The sequence below is a fragment of the Caulobacter sp. FV2ps19 genome (assembly GCF_058681035.1).
In genome coordinates, this window is record NZ_CM178729.1 from 2,528,137 (window position 1) to 2,548,229 (window position 20,093).

A 20,093-nucleotide genomic window follows, 5' to 3' on the forward strand; every position below is an offset into this window, starting at 1 on the left:
GCTTGGTCAGCTCCCGGCTGCAGGTCCTGATGTGAGAGCGGATAGAACGGCCGCCGAAGTGATTGGAATATGCCGCAGGCGGGCCCCGGTCGCGTTGAAGATGGCGTTGGCGATGGCCGGCGCGACCACGGTGGTGGCCGGCTCGCCAAGACCGACAGGGACCTCGGTGCTGTCGACGAACTGGATGTCCAGCTCCGGTGTATCGGATATGCGCAACGGCCTGTAGCTGTTGAGATTGACGTCCTTGACCTGGCCGTTCTCGAAGGTTGTCCCTTCGTGCAGGGCCATGCTGAGGCCCCACAAGGTTGCGCCCTCTGTCTGGGCTCGGGCGCCGTCCGGATCGACGATCGTGCCGGCGTCGGTGACCACCGTAAGCTTTTGCACGGTGACGACGCCGCTGGTGCGATCGACATGCACGCGCGCGACGCAGGCCACCCAGGTGGGCATGTCACGCTCCTGGCCAAAGCTGGTGGCCAGACCCAGGGCGGTGTCCTTGGGCAGGGGTTTGCCCCAGCCGGCCGCTTCGGCGGCGCGGCGCACGACTTCGGCCTGGCGCTTGGCGCCGCCAACCGTGCTGGCGTCGCCGCCCGCGTTTTCACCGGCGCCGGTGAGAAGTTTCAGGCGGAAGGCCACCGGGTCAGTCTTCAGATGATGAGCGGCTTCGTCGATGAAGCTCTCGCCCGCCCAGTTGGTCCAGCCTGGTCCCACCGAACGCAGCCAGCCAGGGCGGAAGGTGTCGTTGGCGAGGTCGTTATTGATGGCCCGAACCTTGTGGGCTCCCACCTCGTACCAGTGATCGGCGCCGGAAATGGCGAACGGATCATAGGCGACGCCGTTCTTTGCCTTGGGCATCAGAGCCGGCGCATTGGCCAGGGTCGGCCAGCCGGCGGCGGCATGATGCTCCTGAGCGGTGACCCGGCCGGCGCCGTCGAAGGCCATCCGCACGGTCTGGACCGAGGGCGAGCGGACGGAGTCGAAGCGGGCGTCGTCCTCGCGGGTCAGCACAAGCTTGACTGGCTTGCCCAGGGCCTTGGCGGCCAGGGCGGCCGGAACCGCATAGTCGCCATTCAAGCGCCGTCCGAAACCGCCGCCCAGCATGTAGGTGCGCATGACGATGCTGGTCTCGGCGCGGTCCAGGGCCTTGGCCAGGGTCGGGAGGATCAGGCTCTGCCACTGGTTGCCGGTATGGATCTCCATCACCCCGTCCTTTTCGAAGGCCAGGGCGTTGAGGGGCTCCAGTTGGAAGTGCAGGACAGTGGCTGTGGTGTAGGTCCGCTCCAGGGTCGACTTGGCGGCCTTGAAGGCCGGCGCGGTGTCGGCGGTCTTGTTCTCGAGCAGCGCCCCGCCGTCGGTCTTGGCGATCAGGCTGGCGGCGTGATCCTGCAGGGCCTGTTCAGAGACCTTCGCCCCGGGGCCGGCGGCCCATTTGACCTTCACAAGCTCCGAAGCGCGAAGGGCGGCGTGATAGCTGTCGGCGATCACCAGCACCCAGCCGGGCACGGTGTCGGACGGATCCTGGATCGTCAGGCAGCGCAGATAGCCCTTGATGTCCTTGGCGGCGCGATCATTGACCGACAGCACTTTCGACCCTTGCCGCGTGGGCGGCAGCTTGGGCCTTGCGAACACCATGCCGGGCACCTTGGCGTCGATGCCATAGATCGCCGTACCGTTGACCTTGGTCGCGATGTCCAGAGCCTTGACCGGCTTGCCGATCAGCTTGCGCTCGGCCGCCGGCTTGATCGGCAGCTTGGCCATCTCTTCGGGGGTGAACTGGCGCGTCACGCCGCCGCGCTTGACGATGTCGCCGTACGAGATCGACCGCCCGCCCACATGGACGACGCCGCTCTTGGCCGTTCCGCCGGTGGGGGAAACATTGAGCAACTTGGCCCCTGCCTCCACCAGGGCGATACGCCCGGCCGCGCCGGCCTGGCTGAAGACCGGGAAGGTCTGCCACACCGACCAGCTGCCGCCGGTGACCATCAGACCCCATTTGGGATCGGTATCGACATGGACGATGCGAACCTTGTCCCAGGCCACGTCCAACTCGTCGGCCAGGATGCGCGCCAGGGCGGTGCCGACGTGCTGGCCCATTTCGGCGCGGATGACGTTGACGGTGACCATCCCGTCGCCGTCGATGGCGAACCACAGGGTGGGTTCGAACTGCGGACCGGTCTTGGCCGGCGGCGCGCCGCCCGGGACCGCCGGGTCCATCGCCGCCTGGACGAGTTGCGAGAAGCCGAAGGCCAGGCCCGCGCCGGTTGAGACGACCAGGAAGTTGCGACGCGACAGGAAACCGCCCTGATCGCCCTTGGGCGGAAGCCGGCTCATGACTTGCCACCCATCTCGGCGGCGGCCTGCTTGATGGCGGCGCGGATGCGGACATAGGTCATGCAACGACACAGATTGCCGCTCATGGTCGCGTCGATGTCCTCGTCGGTGGGGGCGGGGAAGTCCTTCAGCATCGCGGCCGCCTGCATGATCTGGCCTGACTGGCAGTAGCCGCACTGGGGCGTCTGCAACTCAAGCCAGGCCTTCTGCACCGGGTGCTGACTGGCGGGATCGAGACCCTCGATAGTCGTCACCTCGGCGCCGTCCACCGCGCTGATGGGCGTGATGCAGGAGCGTATGGCCCGGCCGCCGACATGGACGGTGCAGGCGCCGCACATGCCGATGCCGCAGCCAAACTTGGTGCCGGTCAGGCCGATCTCGTCGCGGATCACCCACAGCAGGGGCGTGTCCTCGTCGACGTCGATCGACACTGCGCGGCCATTGATCGTGAACTGGGTCATGGCTGGATCAGTTTCCCTGCGCGCGGATCGCCGCGACCTTTTTTTGTAGGTTTGGCCAGGCCGGCTTGTCCGTGCGCGTGGCGCGCAGATAGGTCGCCAAAATCGCCAGATCGGCGTCGCTGAGGTGGTTGAAGGCGGGCATCAGCACGCCGGGCGCGCCGTCCCTGGTGCTGACGCCGTGCAGCATGACCTGGATCAGATTGGTCGGATCATCCAGATGAACCGCGCTGTTCAGGGCCAGGTCGGGCCGCAGCGGATTAAGCTGACCGCCGCCGTTGTAGTGGCACGAGGCGCAGGCGGCTGTGTAGAGCTGGGCGGCAGGTTCATGCTGAGCGCCGACGTTCAGCTGATCGGCGACGGCGGCCTTCTGAAGAGCCGGCGTCAGGGTTGCAGTCCGTGTCGCCGCCTTGTCGAGGTCGGCGAAATACGTCGCCAGGGCCTGGATGTCTGTCTCGGGCAGCTTGGCCAGGCCATGGACCACCGGAGCCATCGGGCCGGCTGCGACGCCGTGATAGCGACTGACCCCCGTGCGCAGATAGGCGACCAGTTCGCCCTGATCCCAGGCGACCGGCGAGGGGTTCGAATCCGTCAGCGACGGCGCGATCCAGTTGTCGATCAGCGCGCCGGCAAAAGCCTTGTCGCGCTTCTCGGCGCCCAAGGCGTTGCGGGGCGTGTGACAGGCGCCGCAGTGACTGACGCCTTGGGCCAGATAGGCCCCGCGGTTCCATTCCGCGCTCTGGCTAGAGTCGGGCTCGAAGCGTCCAGCGCGGAAGAATAGCAGCTTCCAGCCGGCCTGCAGGGCGCGGATGTTGAGCGGGAAGGGAAGGCCATTCGACTTGGCTTTGGCGACCACGGCGGGCCGGGTCATCATATAGGCGTAGAGCGCCGAGACATCGGCGTCGGTCAGCTTGGTGAAATGGTCATAGGGAAGCGCTGGGAACAGGTGCTTGCCGTTGCGGGACACGCCCTGATGCAAGGCGCGGCGGAAGGCCGGCTCGGACCATGCGCCAATGCCGGTCTTGAGATCCGGCGTGATGTTGGTGGAATAGATCGTTCCGAAGTTTGTCTTCATCGGATAGCCGCCGGCGAACGGCTGGCCACCCTTGGCCGTGTGGCAAGTCGAGCAATATCCTGCGCCGGCCAGGGCTTCGCCCCGCGCAACCAGCGCCGGCGAAAAGGATGAGGGCGGCGGCGGCGTGATTTTCGCTATGGCCGGGCGCCAGGCAAAAACGCCGAAGCCTATGATGCCGACGGCGATCACGGCGAGCGACCCTATGAGGAGACGTTTCAGCACGAAGCTACTCCCGGCGGACCCGCGCGACGGCTCGCGCGCATCGCTTCAGGACCGATAACTGAGCTTGAGATCAAAAAGGCTGGGCGGCAAGGCATGTCAGGCAAGATGCGAGTCGATCGCGGCCAGTCACGTCACAGCGTGGAAACGCGAAACTCGAGGATAGGTTCCGCACGCATCGGCCACCGCAATTTGGGCCTCATCACCTCCATGAAAACCGGGGCGATTGAGGGGAAGGTCGCCGCGCGTCGTCCTTGAGAGCGTTCAAAGAAAGACGCGCCCATGACCCGTTTTGACAGCCAGTGTCCCGATGACGCGTTGCTTGCCCTGGCCGCGAGATCCGTCGCGCTGGATGGCTTCAGCCTGTGTCGTTCAACCCCCTTGCTAGACATCGAGATCGCCCCTGTTGATTTCATGGCGATCGTCGCGGTGATTGAAGATTTCTGCGCCGCCGAACTGGCGGACCCCGAAATCGCCCGCTGCCCAACCCTTGGCGACCTGCTCGACGCCTTGCGAGCCAGGGGAAGGGCTGTCGTCGCTTGCGGCGGAGGCGAGCTCCCTCGGCCGAGGCTCGCTCTTCCGGCCATGACCGAGGCGCTTGAGAACGTCTTCTACATCAGCGCGGCTCAAGGGAGCGCACGCGCCGCCTCGGCCGCCGATCAATAGACGACGCGGACGGTGATCGAGGCCGTGCGCGGGCGTAGCGGGGTGACCTGCTGTGTCGTCCTTAGCGAGAAGGGATTGCCGTAGGCGAAGGTGTCGCCGCTGGCGTTGGCGGGATTGTCGAGCGCGATGGTCAGTCGCCAGCGCGGGGACGCCAATCCCAAGGCCACTCGTCCCGTGGCGTAACTGCCCATCCCCGGGGCTGTGATCGCGTCGAAGGTCAGGCGCGAATGGCCGATATAGGCGTACCGGGCATCGAGCTCGAGATCGAGATCGCCGCCGAGGGGCCAGTCATAGTGGACGGTGAAGCCGCCGGCCCGGCCGGGAACGCCCGCCAGGCTCAGATCGCGCCGGGCCGGAAAGGCGGGATTGGCGTTCTCGAGTTCTGGGCCGTTGATCAGCAAGGAGCTCGTCAGATGCAGCCGGCCTGTCCTGTAGGATCCTTCCAGTTCCAGACCCAGATTACGACCATCGCCGATATTGGCCGTGAAGGGCAGGCCCGAAGGCAGAAGCTGGTCGCTCTGGATGTTCGTCCAGACGGCCTGGAACGCCGCAGCGCGCAACTTGGCGCGGCCGTCCAGAAAACTCAGGCGACTACCGACCTCAAAACTCCACAGTTCGTCGCCGCCGTAGAGACGATGGGGCTCGACGCCTTGTGACGTGAAGCGCTGATCGGGTGGACCGGTGGTGTTGAAGCCGCCCGCTCGATAGCCTTCCGCCGCCTGCGCATAGAGGAGGACGGTGGGAGACAGGACATAGGCCAGCACGATCTTGGGCGCGAAGCCGGATCGCGAGAGGGCGCCCTCGAAAGGAACGGGCGCGGTGGTGGGCGTCGTGATCACGCTTGAGACCTGCGCCTTTGACGTGAACAACCGGCCACCCAGGGTGACGCTGAGCGGTCCGGTGATCGGCAGGGTCGCTTCCCCAAACAGGGCGGCTTCGTCGAGGGTGTCGCGGCGGGCCTCGGCGAAGGCCGGTGTCGAAGCATCGCCCAATCGGATCAGCGCCACAGCGTTGTTCTGACGGGTTCGCGCCAGGAAGGCTCCCGCCAGCCATTGAACGCGCGCCGCCGCCGGCGAAGCCAGGGAGCCTTCGGTGACAAGGCCCTGGATCTGGTTGTCGTCGTCAAACGCGGCCGGGCCAGGTGGCAAAGGAACAGGCGGCGCGGCGGAGGCATCGTAGCGGCTGGTGATGTCGTGGCGCACGGCCGAGGCCGTCCATCGGGCCTGAACGCCGCTGAATTCGCCGCGCAGACCGATATGAGCCTCGAAGAAGTCGTTGTCGTGCGGCTCGCGCACCAGATTGCGGCGCGTATAGGCCGCTTCGGTCGCAAGGCCATACTGGGTGTCGGCGGCGTTGATGGCCTGGCCGACGACCCCGCCGGTCAGCGCCCAGCGCGCATTGAGGTCGAGGCGCGCCGACAGGCGGACGCCACTACGGATCGTGCGGTTGACGTTCTTCAGGCCCAGGCCAACGTCATCGACATAGCCGCCCTGGACCTCACGATAGGCCACCAGCCGGACGGCGCCCCGGTTCTGGAGCACCGGCAGATTGACCATGGCCGACGCGCCACCCGACGCCGCACCGCCCAGGGTAGTCGCGGCGGTGACCGACGCCCAGCTGTCGAAGCCCGCCGGGTCTGGCTGTTCGGTCACCAGATGCAGCACGCCGCCGAGGGATCCCGCGCCGTACAGCGCGCCCTGCGGACCGCGCAGCACCTCGACCTGGGCCATGTCGATCAGCAGGAGGTCGGGGTCGGGGGCGTTGTAGGTCAGGCGAGTGTCGTCGAGATAGAGCCCGACCATCGATTGGGTGCGACCGGTCAGCGGGCCGTCGGACAGGCCGCGCAGCATGATCTTGTCACGGCCGGTTCCCAGATTGGTCACGGTCATGGAGGGCACAGCGGCGGCGAGATCCCCGGCGTCGCGCAGGCCCTGAGCCGTGACGGTTGACCCATCGATCGCGCTGACCGCATAGGCCAGACGGTCGGCGGGGGTTGGGCGGCGCGTGGCGACAACGACCAGTTCGGGCAGCCCGAGCGGGGTCTCGATCACAGGCTTGGGCGCAGATGTCCTGGCGGCGGCTCCGGCCGGCGGCAAGCGCACGATCTCTACGGCGCGCGCGTCGATCATCCTGAAGCCGCAGCCTGTGCCGGCGAGCAAGATCTCAAGACCGCTCTTCAGCGTGTAGCGACCTTTGAGGTGTTGGCTGGTGGCGGCGCAGCTCGAGGCGGTCTGAGTGCTGATCGAGACGCCGCTCTGGATCGCCAGATCGATCAGGGCCGTCTTCAGGGCTTTGCTGGGGATGTCGAAGACGAAACTGGGCTCGGCCGCCGACGCGGCGCCGCCCAGGCCGATCGCGCAGGCTGCGCTGGAGCCCAGCGCCCAGCGTCGCCACGCGTCAGATCCCAAGACCGCTTCCTCCGAAACCGAACACCGCTTTAGCGTAGTTCGATTTCCCCGTCAGTGCGATGGACGGAGAGGGCGAAATAGCCGGCGAGGCGCTGGACCACGACCTCTTCGTCCCCCAGGGTCAGAACCCCGGAAAAGCGGCGCTTGGCGGCGGCGTCTGAAACCCGTATCGGGGTTGGATAGCGGCGGTTCAGATCGGCGATGATCGCGCCCAGGGTTTCATCGTCGCAGACCAGTCGCCCCTCCGTCCAGGCGAAGGCGCGGTTCGGGTCGGTCTTGGTTTGGGTCGAGCGCGCGTCGCCGACCACATGCGTCAGCGCCTGTCCGGCGACCAGGCGGGCCACCGGCTCGGAGCCCAGGGCGGGTTGGCGCACCTCGACAATCCCGCGCCGCACCGTGACCTGCACGGTCTTGTCATAGTGGCGGATGTTGAATTCGGTGCCCACGACCCGAACCTGCTGGTCGCCGACCCCGATCAGGAAGGGCCGGCCAGTATCCTTGGCGACATCGAAGGTGGCCTGGGCGCTGGCCATCTCGACCCGGCGCGTCCGCCAGCCCAGGCGGACGGTCAGTTTGGAAGCGGCGTCCAGATGGATGCGGGTGCCGTCGGCCAGGGCGATCTGGCGCGTCTGGCCAGGCGCTGTCTCATAGACGGCGGGCGCGCCTTCGTAGGATCGCCAGATCGCCGGACCCGCCGCGATCGCGATAACGGCGGCGGCCGCCGCCGCCAGGGCGGACCAAGTGGGGCGTGCGGGCTTGGCCGCTGGGGCGACGCGACGCTGGAAGGGAATGACCGTCGGCGCGGCCAGGGTCAGGGCCGAGGCGATGTCGGGCCCGCGCTCGGCCAGTTCAACCGCCAGCAGCTCAACCTCTTCAAAGGCGGCCAGATGGTCGTCGGAGGTTTCCAGCCAGGCGGTCAGGTCCGACCAGTCCTGCGCCGTGGCCTGGTCCGACTGCACGCGCACCAGCCACGCGACGGCATCGTCGCGCAGGGTCTCGCTCGTCGTTGAACCGCCTTGGCCGGTCATGCCTGATCATTGCTCCTGAGGCGCATCGTCGCCCCGCTTGCCCTAATGACGCCACAAACCGCCAGGCGCCTCCAAACTTTCTTTCGATCCGATGAAAGCCTCATCGTCCCACCCTGGCCGCGATGCGTTTGAGGCTGGTCATGATGTACTTCTCGACGCTGGACCGGGACACGCCCATGGCCGCCGCCGTCTCGGCGTGGTTGAGGCCTTCCAGCTTGTGCAGCCGGAACGCCTGCTGCACGGCCGGCGGCAGTTCGTTGACGGTTTCGATGATCTGGGCCAGGCGCTGACGGGCGGCGAGGGCGTCGTCGGCGGCGGGCTCTGACGAGGCGTCCTGGCCCTGGATCATATCGACCTGGGTCCCGCGCCAGTCGGTCTCGCGCTTCACGGCCCGTCGCTGCGCCTTGATGCGATCCAGCATCAGGTTGGTTCCCAGCCGGTAGAGATAGGCGGCGGGATTGTCGACCGGCTCGGCCGGCGGCGGGGTGATCTTCAGATAGATGTCCTGCACCAAGTCCTGGGCGGCCTCTTCGGACCGCAGGCGGACGCGGAAATAGCGCACCAGGTCCTCGCGCCGCGCCAGATAGACGGCGAGCAAGGGATGGACGTCACTGTCGTCCAAGGCCGTGACCTGCGCTCCAGGGGCTCAATGGCCCGTCGCCATCCGGGAATCCGGCCGCGCCCCAGTCTTTCCGAAGCCGTCTCCCGGCGCAATCGCAATCGGTTTGAGGGGGTTTGGCTCACGCGTCGTCATGGCTCCTCGAAGGGCGATGAGACGCCCGCCAGAGTTCGGAGATCGGTCTTGCTGGAAGTGATGATGCTCGACGACGGCGCCCCTCGCGGCAGTTTGAAGTTCGACGCCGATCGCGTGCGGCGCTTCACCTCGGTGGAACCGCGGGTGATCTCGATCCACCATCTGATGCAGCCCGAGCGCCGTCGGGTGGAGGCCTATATCGAGGCCGCCTATGCCGCCGCCTTCAACGGCACGATCCGTCAGCACTATCCGACCCTGATGAGCGTCCAGGACGGACAGGGCCGGATCCACGGCGCCGTGGGCTTTCGTCTGGCCGACCATGGCGCGCTGTTTCTTGAGCAGTATCTCGATGAGCCCATCGAGGCGGCTATTGAACGCAAGTCGGGCGAGCGGCCGCATCGGCAAGCCCTGGCCGAGATCGGCAGCCTGGCGTCCGAAAGCGCCGGCGCGTCGCTGTTCCTGTTCCTGGCCCTGGCGCGTCATCTGGATCAGAAGGGCTGCACCCACGCGGCCGCCACCGCCACGCGTCAACTTCGTCGCAGCTTCGCCCGGGTGGGCTTCGTCACCCAGGCCCTGACCCGCGCCGAGCCGTCGCGGCTGGGCGAGGGCGCGGCCGATTGGGGCGGCTACTACAACCGCGATCCCGAGGTGATGGTCGGCGCCATCGCACCGGCCCTGCCGGCTCTGGCCCAGATGCTGATGATCGAGCCGCCGGAAGTGGCTGACATCCGGCCCAGACTACATCCGGCCTGGCCTTCGGAGCCTGTCCGATGAGCCGGGTTCTGGACGCCGTCGCCCGTCACGCGCTCGACAAGCCCGCCGCGATCGCCCTGAGCACGCGCGCCCTGTCCCTGACCTATGCGGCGCTGGAAGGCCAGATCCAGATGGCCGTGGGGGCGCTGCTGATCTTTTCGCCCCTGGTCCGGCCGGGCGCGCCGGTCGCCGTGCGGCTGGCCAATGGTCCGGCCTGGGTGGTCCTGGACCTCGCCCTGATGCGTCTGGGCTGGTCCAGCCTGCCGCTGCCGGGTTTCTTCACGCCGGCCCAGTGCGAGCACGCCCTGAAGGACGCCGGCGCGGCTCTGTTTCTTGAGCAGGCTGAAGGCGAAGGCGCGTTCGACATTCTGGGAACCGCGATCGCCGCCAGGCCCTGCGCTACGACGCCCGTGTCGCTGCCGAGCGGCACGGCCAAGATCACCTACACCTCCGGCTCCACGGGTCAGCCCAAGGGCGTCTGCCTGTCGTTGGAGCAGATGGAGGCCACCGCCGCCGCCCTGGTCGACGCCATCGGCACCGACTATGCGGGCCTGCACCTGCCGTTGCTGCCGCTGTCGATCCTGCTGGAGAATGTCGCGGGCCTCTATACGACCCTGCTGGCCGGCGGGCGCTATCATGTGCTGTCAGCCGCCGAATTGGGTCTGGACAATCCGTTCCGCCCCGATCTCCCCGCCCTGGCCGGCGCCATCGCCACCGAGCACGCCACCAGCCTGATCGTCGTGCCCGAACTGCTGCGCGCCCTGTTGATGGTGATGACCTTCACCGGCGCTCGCTTCCCCGACCTGAACCTGGTGGCCGTCGGCGGCGCCAAGGTGTCGTCGCAGCTGCTCAGCCAGGCCGACGCCCTGGGCCTGCCGGTCTATGAGGGCTATGGCCTGAGCGAATGCGCTTCGGTCGTGGCGCTGAACACCCCGTCGGCGCGCAAGGCCGGGGCGGTGGGCAAGCCCCTGTCGCACCTGTCGGTGAGCATTGACGACGCGGGCGAGATCATCGTCTCGCCCCGGCCCTTCCTCGGCTATGCCGGACGCGAACCGCACCAGGGCGCGGTCCACACCGGAGACCTGGGCGGCCTCGACGCCGACGGCTTCCTGCGCATTGAAGGCCGCCGAACCAACACCATCATTACAGCATTTGGCCGCAATGTCGCGCCCGAGTGGGTGGAGAGCGAACTACTGGCCCAGCCCGAGATCCGCCAGGCGGTGGTGTTCGGCGAGGCCCAGGCCGAGCTCGGCGCGCTGATTGTGCCCCTGATCCCCGACATGGACGACACCGCGATCGCCCAGGCCGTGGCCCGGGCCAATCTGGCCTTGCCCGACTACGCCCAGGTCAGGCGCTGGCACGTCCGCGCGCCCTTCGACCCCGCCCAGGGCGAACTCACCAACAATGGCCGCCCCCGCCGGGCGGTCCTGTTGTCGCGTCACAGCGACTTCATCCAAGCCTCTTGAGCAGGAGCCCTAAGCCTTGACGTTTTTCCCTAAACTGGTCGCCGCCACCGTCGCGGGACAGCAGACCCTGGCCAGCGTGCCGCAGATCCAGGACGGCCTGACCGGTCAGATCTCGCGCGAGACCTATATCGCCTATCTGACCGAGGCCTATCACCACGTGAAGCACACCGTGCCGCTGATGCAGGCGGCCAGGGCTCGTCTCGACGACGCCCATGACCGCTTCCGCCATGCGCTGGACGAATATATCGCCGAAGAGACCGGCCATGAGGAATGGATCCTCAACGATATCCGCCACTGCGGCGGCGACGCCGAGGCGGTGCGCAACGGCCAGCCGCGCGAGGCCACCCGGCGCATGGTCGAGTTCGCCTATGACTACATCGCCAAGGTCAATCCGATGGGCTTTTTCGGCATGGTGTTCGTGCTGGAAGGAACCAGTGTGCGCCTGGCCACCCAGGGCGCCGAGGCCGTCGCCAGGAACCTCAATCTGGGCCCGCAATGCTTCAGCTACCTGACCTCGCATGGCTCTTTGGACATGGAGCATCTGGTCTTCTTCCAGAAGCTGATGGACGAGGTGGAGGACCCGGACGACCAGGCGGCCATCATCGAGGTCGCCAGCGCGATCTTCGAGCGCTTCGCCAATGTTTTCCGCGCCATCCCGCATGACCGGGCGGTGGCCCATGTTTGATGACATGACCATCCTGCTGACGGGCGGCTCCGGCGGACTGGGCTCGCTGATCTGCGCTCAGTTGATGGAGGAGGGCGCCCGCGTCGTGGTGCTGGACCGCACGCCGCCGGCCGCCTGTTCCGGCTTTCTGCAACACGACATCTCGACCCCGGCCGGTCTGGAAGCCGCCGCCGCGGCGATCTCCACCCGGTCCTGGGATGTGGTCATCAACCTTGCCGGCATTCAGCATTTCGGACCGTTCGAGCGGCAGAGTCCTGAGCATCTGCTGGCCAGCTACATGGTCAATCTGATCGCGCCGGTGCGCCTGACCCAAGCCGTGCTGCCCGAGATGAAGGCGCGCGGGGCGGGGCACATCGTCAATGTCGGGTCGATCTTCGGCTCGATCAACTTTGCTCACTTCGTCACCTATTCCAGCGCCAAGGCCGGACTGCGCGGCTTCAGCCAGGCGCTGCGCCGCGAGTTGTCCGGAAGCGGCCTGGACGTCACCTATGTGGCGCCGCGCGCGGTCAAGACCGCGCTGAACACGCCGGCGGTGATGGAATTCGCCAAGCTGACCCAGATGAACATGGATCCCCCCGAGCAGATCGCTCGACGCATTGTCGAGGCCGTCCGTGGGCGGAAGAAGGAAGTGTATTTCGGATTCCCAGAGAGCCTCTTCGTCCGTCTCAACGCCATCTTTCCACAACTGATCGACCGCGCCCTGTCGGCCAACGACCGCGAGGCCGCGCGGCTGTTCGCCAACTGACCGTCTGGAGTTTTCCATGAAGACGCTATCCATCCTCGCCCTGACCGCCATGCTCGGCGCTCTGGCCCTGCCGGCCTTCGCCGCTGACGCCGCCTTCGACGGGCGCGTGGACGGTCTGGCCAAGACCTGGGCGCACGTGAACTACGACGTGAAAGACAAGGCGGCTCAGGCCAATGAAGCGGCCCGCCTGGCCGCCGCCGCCGACGCCTTGTCCAAGCAGTATCCCAATCGAGCCGAACCTCTGGTCTGGGAGGCGATCTCCACCGCCACCGAGGCCGGCGCCAAGGGCGGTCTGGGCGGCCTAGCCCTGGCCAAGTCGGCCCGCGTCCTGCTCGAGCGCGCCGAGAAAATCAATCCGAACGCCCTGGGCGACGGGTCGATCTACACCAGCCTGGGATCGCTTTACGCCCAGGTTCCGGGCTTCCCGATCGGCTTTGGCGATCCCAACAAGGCGCGGGCCTATCTGGCCAAGGCCCTGGCCGTGAACCCGCGCGGGATCGACCCCAATTTCTTCCAGGGTGATTTCCTGCTGCGGCAGGGCGACTATGCCGGCGCTATCGCGGCTCTGGACCGCGCGCTCGCCGCGCCCCCGCGTCCTGATCATGAGGTCGCTGATCGCGGGCGACGGGCCGAGGCGACCGCCTTGTTGGCCCAAGCAAGACAGAAGGCTCACGGCTAAATGAGGCGAGGCGGGGCGGGGTTCGGCGCGGTTCTTCCGCCGTTGAGGTTTCGGCTTTCACACGTGATCGCCCCCAACTCCGCCTGTTCGCGCTATTGAAACTCCGGGTTGGAACACCCAAGCTCTAGGCGCGTTGTCCTCAACCGGGCGACGCAAAAGCCTCGACCTTGGCCCCCAGGAGAGCGCATGAGCCCGGACGACCTGCACGCATCAGAGGCCGTCGAGGCCACCGCCGTACGCGACCTGGAACGCTATCAAGCGGTCCGACGTCGTACCGAAACCCTCGCCGCGCCTTTGTCTGCAGAAGATCAGGCCGCCCAGTCCATGGCTGACGCCAGCCCGACCAAATGGCATCGGGCCCATACGACCTGGTTTTTCGAGACCTTCCTTCTGACGCCCTATCTTTCCGGCTATCGGCTGTTCGATCCCGGTTTCGGCTACCTGTTCAATTCCTATTATGAGGCTCTGGGGCCCCGGCAGCCCAGGCCGGCGCGGGGCCTGCTGACCCGTCCGTCGGCCGCCCAGGTCGGCGCCTATCGGGCTCATGTCGACGCCGCGATGGAGCTTTTGCTGTCGGGACCGCGTCTGTCGCGCGATCTGCGCGACAGACTGGATCTGGGGCTGGCCCATGAGGAGCAGCATCAGGAGTTGATCCTGATGGACATCCTGCATCTCTTCGCCCGGTCGCCCCTGGATCCCGCCTATCAGGCGGATGCTGCGCCGGTGCGACAGGCGCCGGTGGATCCCGAGCGGTTCGTGTCATTCGAGGGCGGACTGGTCGAGATCGGCGCGGGGGAGAGTGGCTTTGCGTTCGATAATGAGCGGCCCCGCCACAAGTTTCATCTGGCGCCCTATCGACTGAGCGACCGGCTGGTGACCAACGGCGAATGGCTCAAGTTCATCGAGGACGGCGGCTATGCCCGGCCCGAGTTCTGGCTGTCCGACGGCTGGGCGCGCGCGGTCGAGGAGGGCTGGGAGGCTCCGCTCTACTGGCGGCGGGATGAGAACGGCTGGTCGGCGATGAGCCTGGCCGGACGCCGGGCCGTTGATCCGGCCGAGCCCGTATCCCATGTCAGCTACTATGAGGCGGCCGCCTATGCGGCGTGGGCAGGGCGGCGTCTGCCCACCGAGGCCGAGTGGGAGGCCGCGGTGCGGACGCCCGGGGCTGGCGGGCTGCGCCAACTGCACGGCCATGTCTGGCAATGGACGTCCAGCGGCTATGCCGCCTATCCGGGCTTCCGCGCCGGGGCCGGGGCGCTGGGTGAATACAACGGCAAGTTTATGATCAATCAGATGGTGCTGCGGGGCGGCTGCGCGGCCACGCCGCCCGGTCACGCCCGGACGACCTATCGCAACTTCTTCCATCCCGACAAACGGTGGGCGTTCGCTGGCGTTCGGTTGGCCGACGATGCAGAGCCCAAGGACCGTCGCGGGCCTTCATCCGATGACACCTTCCTGCGGGACGTCATCAGCGGCCTGTCTGCCGATCCCAAAACCCTGCCCAGCAAGTACTTCTATGACGCGGAGGGCTCGCGGCTGTTCGAGGCGATCTGTGATCTGCCGGAATATTATCTCACGCGAACCGAGACGGCGCTTCTGCAGCGGGTCGCGCCCGATATCGCTGCGCGAATTCCGGAAGGCGCGGCCCTGGTGGAATTTGGCAGCGGCGCCAGCGTGAAGACGCGCATCCTGCTCGACGCCGCGCCGCAGCTTTCCGCCTATGTGCCGATCGACATTAGCCAGAGCGCGCTTGATGGCGCAGCGGCGGAGATCACGCTCGGCTATCCAGCTTTGGAGGTCGCGCCGCTGGTCGATGACTTCACGCGGGCGCTGCGTCTGCCGCCACAGGTCGCGGATCGTGTTGCCGTCGGCTTCTTCCCGGGGTCCACGATCGGTAACTTCCCGCCAGCCGAGGCCGAGGACTTTTTGCGCCGCGCTGGCGACTTGCTGGGACGCGGCGCGATGATGGTGGTGGGGGCCGATGTCGCCAAGTCGCCCGACGTCCTGATCCCGGCCTATGACGACGCTCAGGGCGTTACGGCGGCCTTCAATCTGAACGTGCTCGCCCGGATCAATCGAGAGCTGGGCGGCGATTTTGATCTGTCAGGTTTTGCGCATGAGGCGCGGTGGAATGAGCCGGAGAGCCGGATCGAAATGCACCTGGTGAGTCAGCGCGCGCAGCGGGCTACTGTTGGCGCCCGCGCCTTTAATTTCGCCGCGGGTGAAACGATCCACACCGAGAACTCGCACAAGTATCGGGCCGCCCATTTCGAGGCGATCGCCCAACGGGCGGGCTGGACCGTCGCCCACACCTGGCGGAGTGAGGAGCCCAGCTTCGCGATCTACGCGCTGACCCGATAGTCTGGGATCAACGCGCGTCACGAGAGGAAAATCTCTGAGTTTATTCGCCGGCGGGTCGCAGGCTGCGAGACGAAGAGCCGCCTTTACGGCCCGCATTGGCGGCCAGATCGCGATCCTTGGCGAAGCTTCGCTTTTCGCTGGGAACGCTGGCTCCGCCCTTGCGCGCGATCTCGCGGCGGCGTTCGGGATCCATGGCGGCGAAGCCGCGGCGGCCTCGGGGGCGTTCGCTGTCGAGTTCCATATCGTGCTCCTAATCGAAACTGGTCACAGTCGGGCGGGTTAGAGACGGGCGTCGTAGGGGCGATCGTCCCCGGGTTCGACTGGCGGTGATTGCATCGGCTCTTCGTCAGGCGTCATTCCCGGATCGTATTCCGGCGGTTGAGGATCGAGGGGAGGCGGGGCGTCCGGGTCAGTCATGGCGTCGTCTCCTGCGCGTCTGTAGAGGTAACCAGCGAAGCCGCGATCGGTTCATCCGAAAGCGTGAGTAAATGCACGCAAGAGGTCCTCTTGGACCGACGGACGGGACTTACACCTTGCCCAAGATCGCTAAATCACCGGCGCAAACCCACATCACGGCCCCGCATTGGCGACTTCTGGCGGGGTGTTGCGGCGGCCTGGCGGCCTCGGCGACGGGATACGTGCTGCATGCGCCGCACGGATCACTTCTGTTGCTGGGATGGGACGCTGCGGCGGCCACCTATCTGGTCCTGACCTGGCGCATGTTCCTGAGCGCGGAGGAGACGGAGATCCGTCAGCGCGCGGCGCGCGACGACGAGGGGCGCCCCATACTTTTGACGGTGGTGCTGGCCGCGATCATCGCCAGCCTCGGCGCCGTGATCGACGCCTTGTTGGCGGCCAGGACCGCCGACCCTGCCGCCAAGATCCTGATCACGGCCAGCGCCGGCGCGACCCTGGTCCTGTCCTGGCTGGTGCTGCAGTCGGTGTTCGTGCCGCACTATGCGCATCGCCATTTCGGCGACGGCAAGGGCAAGGGTGGCATCGGCTTCCCGGGGGAGCAGCCGAGCAGCTACATGGACTTCGTCTATCTGGCCTTCAGCGTTGGTGCGACGTTCCAGGTTTCGGACAATTCCATCCTGACCTCGCGCCTGCGCCGCCTGGTCACCGCCCATGCGGCGACAGCCTTCTTCTACAACACCGCCATCCTGGCGTTGGGTATCAATATCATCGCCAGCGTCGTGGGCAGCTAGGGCTCCGGGCGAAGCTCCATCCGCCAGATACCGTCAGAGCTAGAGCATCGTGCGGAAAAGCGGACGCCGGCTTTCCGCAAAACGATGCGAAAACAAAAGCCTAGAGCAAGGCGCGTGAGTCCGATTTCACGCGCCTTGCTCTAGGGGCGGTGACGCCCGGCATTTGCGCCATCGCGATTCTGGACCGGGGTCTTGGGCAACGCCTCGAGGCGCAGGGCGCCGGTCTTGTCGATGTCCAGCAAGGCAAACCTGGATCGTGCGGCCTTGAGGGCCTCATCGCGAGAGATGCGCCGGTTGAAATCGGCGTCCGCGCCCATCACCGGCTGCGGCTCAGCGAGCAAGGCATAGGGCGAGGCGCCCTGAAGGGCGCCGCCAATCGGGCCACCGCGTTTGCGGGGCGGGCCGCCGCCACCTGGGCCACCTTCGGGCGGACCACCCCGGCCGCCGCCGGACACGAGGTTGGCGCCGAGCAGGATCTCGGGCGCAATGTTCTTTTCATAGGCCGACACCTCGAACCCATCGATGACGCCGTCCTTGTCGGTGTCGAGCATCGCGAAGAACCGGGCGGCATCCGCCACGAACTCATCGCGCGTGAGCCCGCCGTCGTGGTTGGTATCCGCGCCCGAGAGCCAGGCGGCGACGGGGTAGGCCGATCCAGGCGGCGCGCGGAACGGCTCGCCTGCAGGACTGATGAACAGCTGCGGACGACGACGATCGTCACCCGGTCCGCCTTCAGCCGGCGGTGGGCCAAAGCCAGGGCCCGGCCGCTCACCGGGCCCCTCAGGTCCACGGGGCGGCGCATGGGCGCAGGCGGTGAGAGACAGGGCGAGAAGGCCTGCGGCCAGAACGCGAGATGTCATGAGAAACTCCTTGGTCTCGCATCAAGCGCGCTGACATTTCGGCAGAATGTCTGAGCCGGCGTCCAGTCTTGCGCGCCTGTAACAAAGCCGTAGCGACTAGAGCGGCAGACGCACGCTGGCGCGAAGCCCGCCCTCTGGCCGATTGGTCAGGGTGACGTCGCCGCCATGGGCTCGCGCCAGAGACCGAACAACCGCCAGGCCAAGGCCGATGCCCCCGGTCTCGCGATTGCGTGACGGTTCCCCTCGGAAGAACGGCTCGAAGACCCGTTCGTGTTCGGAGCAGGGGATGCCCGGTCCGTCATCGTCGATTTCGATGACCGCCATATCGCCTTCGGCGAACACGCGTCCCCGCGCGACCAGGCCATATTTCAGCGCATTGTCCACCAGATTGGCGACAAGACGCTTGAGGGCAATGGGATCCCCCTCGACCACGATCTTTTCCGTCTGCTCGACTGTCGCCAGGCCGCCGGTCTGGGCGGATTCATCGATGACGCTTTCAACCAGAGAGGCCAGTTCCAGCTTGGTGCGTACGGCAGGGCGGGTGGTGTCGCGAACAAAGGCCAGGGCGGCGGAGATCATCGCCTCCATCTGGTCGATATCGGCGGCGAGTTTGCCGCGAACGTCCTCTGGCACGGCCTCGATGCGGAACCTCAGGCGGGTGAGGGGCGTGCGCAGATCGTGAGCGATCGCGCCGATCATGGCCGTTCGATCCTCGACATAGCGACGCAGGCGTTCCTGCATCATGTTGAAGGCGCTGGCGGCGGCGACGACCTCGGTCGACCCGGACAGCTCCAGCGGCGTCGCGCGCGGGTCGCGGCCCAGTCGCTCGGCGGCGTTGGCGAAGGCGGTGATCGGCTGGGCCAGTCGTCGGGCAAACAGCCAGGCCAGCGGAGCGACCGCGAGCATGGACAGCACGAGGATCAACAGAACCCGCTGTTGCCAGTTGTCGAAGCGGAAGGCGGGCTTGGGCTCAACAACGGTCCAGCGACCGTCGGTCTGGCGGACGCCGAGCTTGAAATCGCCGAATATCAGGGGTTCGCCTCGTCCGGGTCCTGCGCGCGGATCCCGGTCGCCGGGGGGAGGCATCGCGCCGGCGATAAACCGATCTCGGGGCCCGCTTGGGCGCCCTTCGAGGGAGTCTGGGCCGCCTTCAGGCCCGCGCCCACGGGCGTTGTCGCCGTCGGGCGGGGGCTGCAAGGTCTTGGGAGATCGCCGAACGAAGAAGCGAGGGCCATTGTCGGTGGCCACCTCAATGCGGCTCGGCGCCACATCGAGCGCCCGGCCTATGCCGGCCTTGAACTCTGCGCGCCTGGGCGAATCCGGACCACTCGCGCGCATCTTCGCCTGTTGTCTGACAATCAACTGACGACCATCGCGAGCCTGGACGGCCTGGCCGGTCTTCAGGGCGCGAGCGATCTCTGACAGCCGATAGAGCTCGGGCGGCGGGGGTGGCAGCGTGAAGATGACGGCGATGGCGATCAGTTGCGCCGCCACCAGGGTCAGCGTCACCAGTCCCAGCGCCTGAACGAACAGTGGCGCGCCGCCCTGACGCTTGATCATGGGGTGCGGACGACCTTGGCGGTGAACATGTAGCCTTCGCTGCGGATGGTGCGGATCAGTTCACCGCCGCCGCCATCGTCGAGCTTGCGTCGTAGCCGACTGATCTGCACGTCGATGGCCCGGTCATAGGCGTCGCTGTCGCGGCCCCGGGCCAGGTCCAGAAGCTGGTCACGTGTCAGGACGCGTTGCGGGCGCTCGACAAAGGCCCGCAGCAGCGAGAATTCGCCGCTGGAAAGGTTGACCACCACCGACTGGGGCGAGCGCAGTTCGCGGCGAACCAGATCAAGCCGCCACCCGGCAAATTCGCAGGCCGCACCCATGCTGTCATCGGCGCTGCGGGGCTCCTGACGACGACGCAGTACGGCGCGGATGCGGGCCAGCAGCTCACGCGGATTGCAAGGCTTGGGCAGGTAGTCGTCTGCGCCGAGTTCCAGGCCGACGATGCGGTCGGTCTCTTCGCCCATGGCCGAGAGCATGATGATCGCCGGACCGTCCTGCGCCGAAAGTCGCCGGCAGATGGCCAGGCCGTCTTCACCGGGCAACATGACGTCGAGCACGATCAGGTCGACCGGTCCTCGCGCCAGAACCTGTTCCATGGTGCGGGCGTCGGACGCCGTCTCGACGGCATAGCCGTGTCGACCCAGGAAGTCGGACACCACGTCGCGAATGCCGGGGTCATCGTCGACGATGAGGATCCGGGGCGTCGCTAAGCGCGCGGTTTCAACGAGGGCGGGGCCAGGTTGGACGGCTGGGTCAGAATGTTGGACGGTCTCCATGAGACGCTCCTTTCATGCCCTGATGGCGTTCAGATTTCACGCCTGAAACAGCGACGCAATCCCG

At 66.8% G+C, this 20,093-nt stretch carries 18 protein-coding genes; 8 read left to right on the forward strand and 10 right to left on the reverse strand.

Features of this window, described 5'->3' with window-relative positions; translation table 11 throughout:
• Positions 1-6: 6 nt before the first annotated feature.
• From ACW18B_RS11945 to ACW18B_RS11955, 3 genes are read right to left on the reverse strand one after another with little or no spacing between them, the layout of a single operon-like run.
• Complete coding sequence (locus tag ACW18B_RS11945; protein WP_492047269.1) at positions 7-2,328, reverse strand: xanthine dehydrogenase family protein molybdopterin-binding subunit; 2,322 nt, start codon at positions 2,326-2,328, stop codon at positions 7-9.
• Complete coding sequence (locus ACW18B_RS11950; RefSeq protein ID WP_492047270.1) at positions 2,325-2,789, reverse strand: (2Fe-2S)-binding protein; 465 nt, start codon at positions 2,787-2,789, stop codon at positions 2,325-2,327. The genes ACW18B_RS11945 and ACW18B_RS11950 overlap by 4 nt, the downstream gene beginning before the upstream one ends.
• Before the next feature lie 7 nt (positions 2,790-2,796).
• A complete protein-coding gene (locus ACW18B_RS11955; protein ID WP_492047271.1) occupies positions 2,797-4,083 on the reverse strand; it encodes a cytochrome c in 1,287 nt (428 codons plus the stop codon).
• A 279-nt stretch (positions 4,084-4,362) separates the two neighbouring features.
• Here ACW18B_RS11955 and ACW18B_RS11960 point away from each other — a divergent pair, with 279 nt between their 5' ends.
• Positions 4,363-4,746 carry a hypothetical protein gene (locus tag ACW18B_RS11960; RefSeq protein WP_492047272.1) on the forward strand — a complete coding sequence of 128 codons (384 nt, stop codon included), beginning with the start codon at positions 4,363-4,365 and terminating at the stop codon, positions 4,744-4,746.
• Here ACW18B_RS11960 and ACW18B_RS11965 read toward each other — a convergent pair.
• From ACW18B_RS11965 to ACW18B_RS11975, 3 genes are all read right to left on the reverse strand, one after another.
• Positions 4,740-7,154, reverse strand: coding sequence for a TonB-dependent receptor (locus ACW18B_RS11965; protein ID WP_492047273.1), 2,415 nt, complete (start codon positions 7,152-7,154; stop codon positions 4,740-4,742). The two genes, ACW18B_RS11960 and ACW18B_RS11965, sit on opposite strands and share 7 nt — an antisense overlap.
• Positions 7,155-7,183: 29 nt before the next feature.
• Entirely contained in the window at positions 7,184-8,182 is a 999-nt protein-coding gene (locus ACW18B_RS11970) for a FecR family protein (protein ID WP_492047274.1), read from the reverse strand.
• Between the two features lie 100 nt (positions 8,183-8,282).
• Positions 8,283-8,804 carry an RNA polymerase sigma factor gene (locus tag ACW18B_RS11975; RefSeq protein ID WP_492047275.1) on the reverse strand — a complete coding sequence of 174 codons (522 nt, stop codon included), beginning with the start codon at positions 8,802-8,804 and terminating at the stop codon, positions 8,283-8,285.
• A 189-nt stretch (positions 8,805-8,993) separates the two neighbouring features.
• On the opposite strand from ACW18B_RS11975, the gene ACW18B_RS11980 reads away from it, so the two are divergent.
• From ACW18B_RS11980 to egtB, 6 genes are all read left to right on the forward strand, one after another.
• Entirely contained in the window at positions 8,994-9,710 is a 717-nt protein-coding gene (locus tag ACW18B_RS11980; protein ID WP_492051694.1) for a thermostable hemolysin, read from the forward strand.
• Positions 9,707-11,155: an AMP-binding protein gene (locus ACW18B_RS11985; RefSeq protein WP_492047276.1), complete on the forward strand. Its 1,449-nt coding sequence runs from the start codon at positions 9,707-9,709 to the stop codon at positions 11,153-11,155. Before ACW18B_RS11980 ends, ACW18B_RS11985 begins: the two co-directional genes overlap by 4 nt.
• Before the next feature lie 16 nt (positions 11,156-11,171).
• A complete protein-coding gene (locus ACW18B_RS11990) occupies positions 11,172-11,840 on the forward strand; it encodes an iron-containing redox enzyme family protein (protein WP_492047277.1) in 669 nt (222 codons plus the stop codon).
• Positions 11,833-12,585, forward strand: a complete 753-nt coding sequence (locus tag ACW18B_RS11995) for an SDR family NAD(P)-dependent oxidoreductase (RefSeq protein ID WP_492047278.1) — start codon at positions 11,833-11,835, stop codon at positions 12,583-12,585. The genes ACW18B_RS11990 and ACW18B_RS11995 overlap by 8 nt, the downstream gene beginning before the upstream one ends.
• Positions 12,586-12,601: 16 nt before the next feature.
• Positions 12,602-13,264 (forward strand): tetratricopeptide repeat protein, encoded by a 663-nt coding sequence (locus ACW18B_RS12000; protein ID WP_492047279.1) that lies wholly within the window; start codon positions 12,602-12,604, stop codon positions 13,262-13,264.
• A 186-nt stretch (positions 13,265-13,450) separates the two neighbouring features.
• Entirely contained in the window at positions 13,451-15,625 is a 2,175-nt protein-coding gene (egtB, locus tag ACW18B_RS12005) for an ergothioneine biosynthesis protein EgtB (protein ID WP_492047280.1), read from the forward strand.
• A 40-nt stretch (positions 15,626-15,665) separates the two neighbouring features.
• On the opposite strand, the gene ACW18B_RS12010 is transcribed toward egtB, so the two are convergent.
• Positions 15,666-15,866 (reverse strand): con-10 family general stress protein, encoded by a 201-nt coding sequence (locus ACW18B_RS12010; protein WP_492047281.1) that lies wholly within the window; start codon positions 15,864-15,866, stop codon positions 15,666-15,668.
• 292 nt (positions 15,867-16,158) lie between these two features.
• Here ACW18B_RS12010 and ACW18B_RS12015 point away from each other — a divergent pair, with 292 nt between their 5' ends.
• Positions 16,159-16,833, forward strand: coding sequence for a DUF1345 domain-containing protein (locus ACW18B_RS12015; RefSeq protein ID WP_492047282.1), 675 nt, complete (start codon positions 16,159-16,161; stop codon positions 16,831-16,833).
• Positions 16,834-16,973: 140 nt separating this feature from the next.
• On the opposite strand, the gene ACW18B_RS12020 is transcribed toward ACW18B_RS12015, so the two are convergent.
• The 3 genes from ACW18B_RS12020 to ACW18B_RS12030 form a co-directional block, all read right to left on the reverse strand.
• Entirely contained in the window at positions 16,974-17,693 is a 720-nt protein-coding gene (locus tag ACW18B_RS12020) for a hypothetical protein (protein ID WP_492047283.1), read from the reverse strand.
• A 96-nt stretch (positions 17,694-17,789) separates the two neighbouring features.
• A complete protein-coding gene (locus ACW18B_RS12025) occupies positions 17,790-19,253 on the reverse strand; it encodes an ATP-binding protein (protein WP_492047284.1) in 1,464 nt (487 codons plus the stop codon).
• The gene (locus ACW18B_RS12030; protein ID WP_492047285.1) at positions 19,250-20,029 is read right to left on the reverse strand and encodes a response regulator; all 780 of its coding nucleotides are present in this window, start codon (positions 20,027-20,029) and stop codon (positions 19,250-19,252) included. Before ACW18B_RS12030 ends, ACW18B_RS12025 begins: the two co-directional genes overlap by 4 nt.
• Between the last annotated feature and the right edge of the window lie 64 nt (positions 20,030-20,093).

Excerpts from the sequence above, each read along its gene's own strand:
- ACW18B_RS12000 (WP_492047279.1), top strand. The coding sequence starts at position 12,602 with ATGAAGACGCTATCCATCCTCGCCCTGACCGCCATGCTCGGCGCTCTG.
- egtB (WP_492047280.1), top strand. The coding sequence starts at position 13,451 with ATGAGCCCGGACGACCTGCACGCATCAGAGGCCGTCGAGGCCACCGCC.
- ACW18B_RS12020 (WP_492047283.1), bottom strand. The coding sequence starts at position 17,693 with ATGACATCTCGCGTTCTGGCCGCAGGCCTTCTCGCCCTGTCTCTCACC.
- ACW18B_RS11970 (WP_492047274.1), bottom strand. The coding sequence starts at position 8,182 with ATGACCGGCCAAGGCGGTTCAACGACGAGCGAGACCCTGCGCGACGAT.
- ACW18B_RS11950 (WP_492047270.1), bottom strand. The coding sequence starts at position 2,789 with ATGACCCAGTTCACGATCAATGGCCGCGCAGTGTCGATCGACGTCGAC.
- ACW18B_RS12030 (WP_492047285.1), bottom strand. The coding sequence starts at position 20,029 with ATGGAGACCGTCCAACATTCTGACCCAGCCGTCCAACCTGGCCCCGCC.
- ACW18B_RS12010 (WP_492047281.1), bottom strand. The coding sequence starts at position 15,866 with ATGGAACTCGACAGCGAACGCCCCCGAGGCCGCCGCGGCTTCGCCGCC.
- ACW18B_RS11945 (WP_492047269.1), bottom strand. The coding sequence starts at position 2,328 with ATGAGCCGGCTTCCGCCCAAGGGCGATCAGGGCGGTTTCCTGTCGCGT.
- ACW18B_RS12025 (WP_492047284.1), bottom strand. The coding sequence starts at position 19,253 with ATGATCAAGCGTCAGGGCGGCGCGCCACTGTTCGTTCAGGCGCTGGGA.
- ACW18B_RS11985 (WP_492047276.1), top strand. The coding sequence starts at position 9,707 with ATGAGCCGGGTTCTGGACGCCGTCGCCCGTCACGCGCTCGACAAGCCC.
- ACW18B_RS11995 (WP_492047278.1), top strand. The coding sequence starts at position 11,833 with ATGTTTGATGACATGACCATCCTGCTGACGGGCGGCTCCGGCGGACTG.
- ACW18B_RS11960 (WP_492047272.1), top strand. The coding sequence starts at position 4,363 with ATGACCCGTTTTGACAGCCAGTGTCCCGATGACGCGTTGCTTGCCCTG.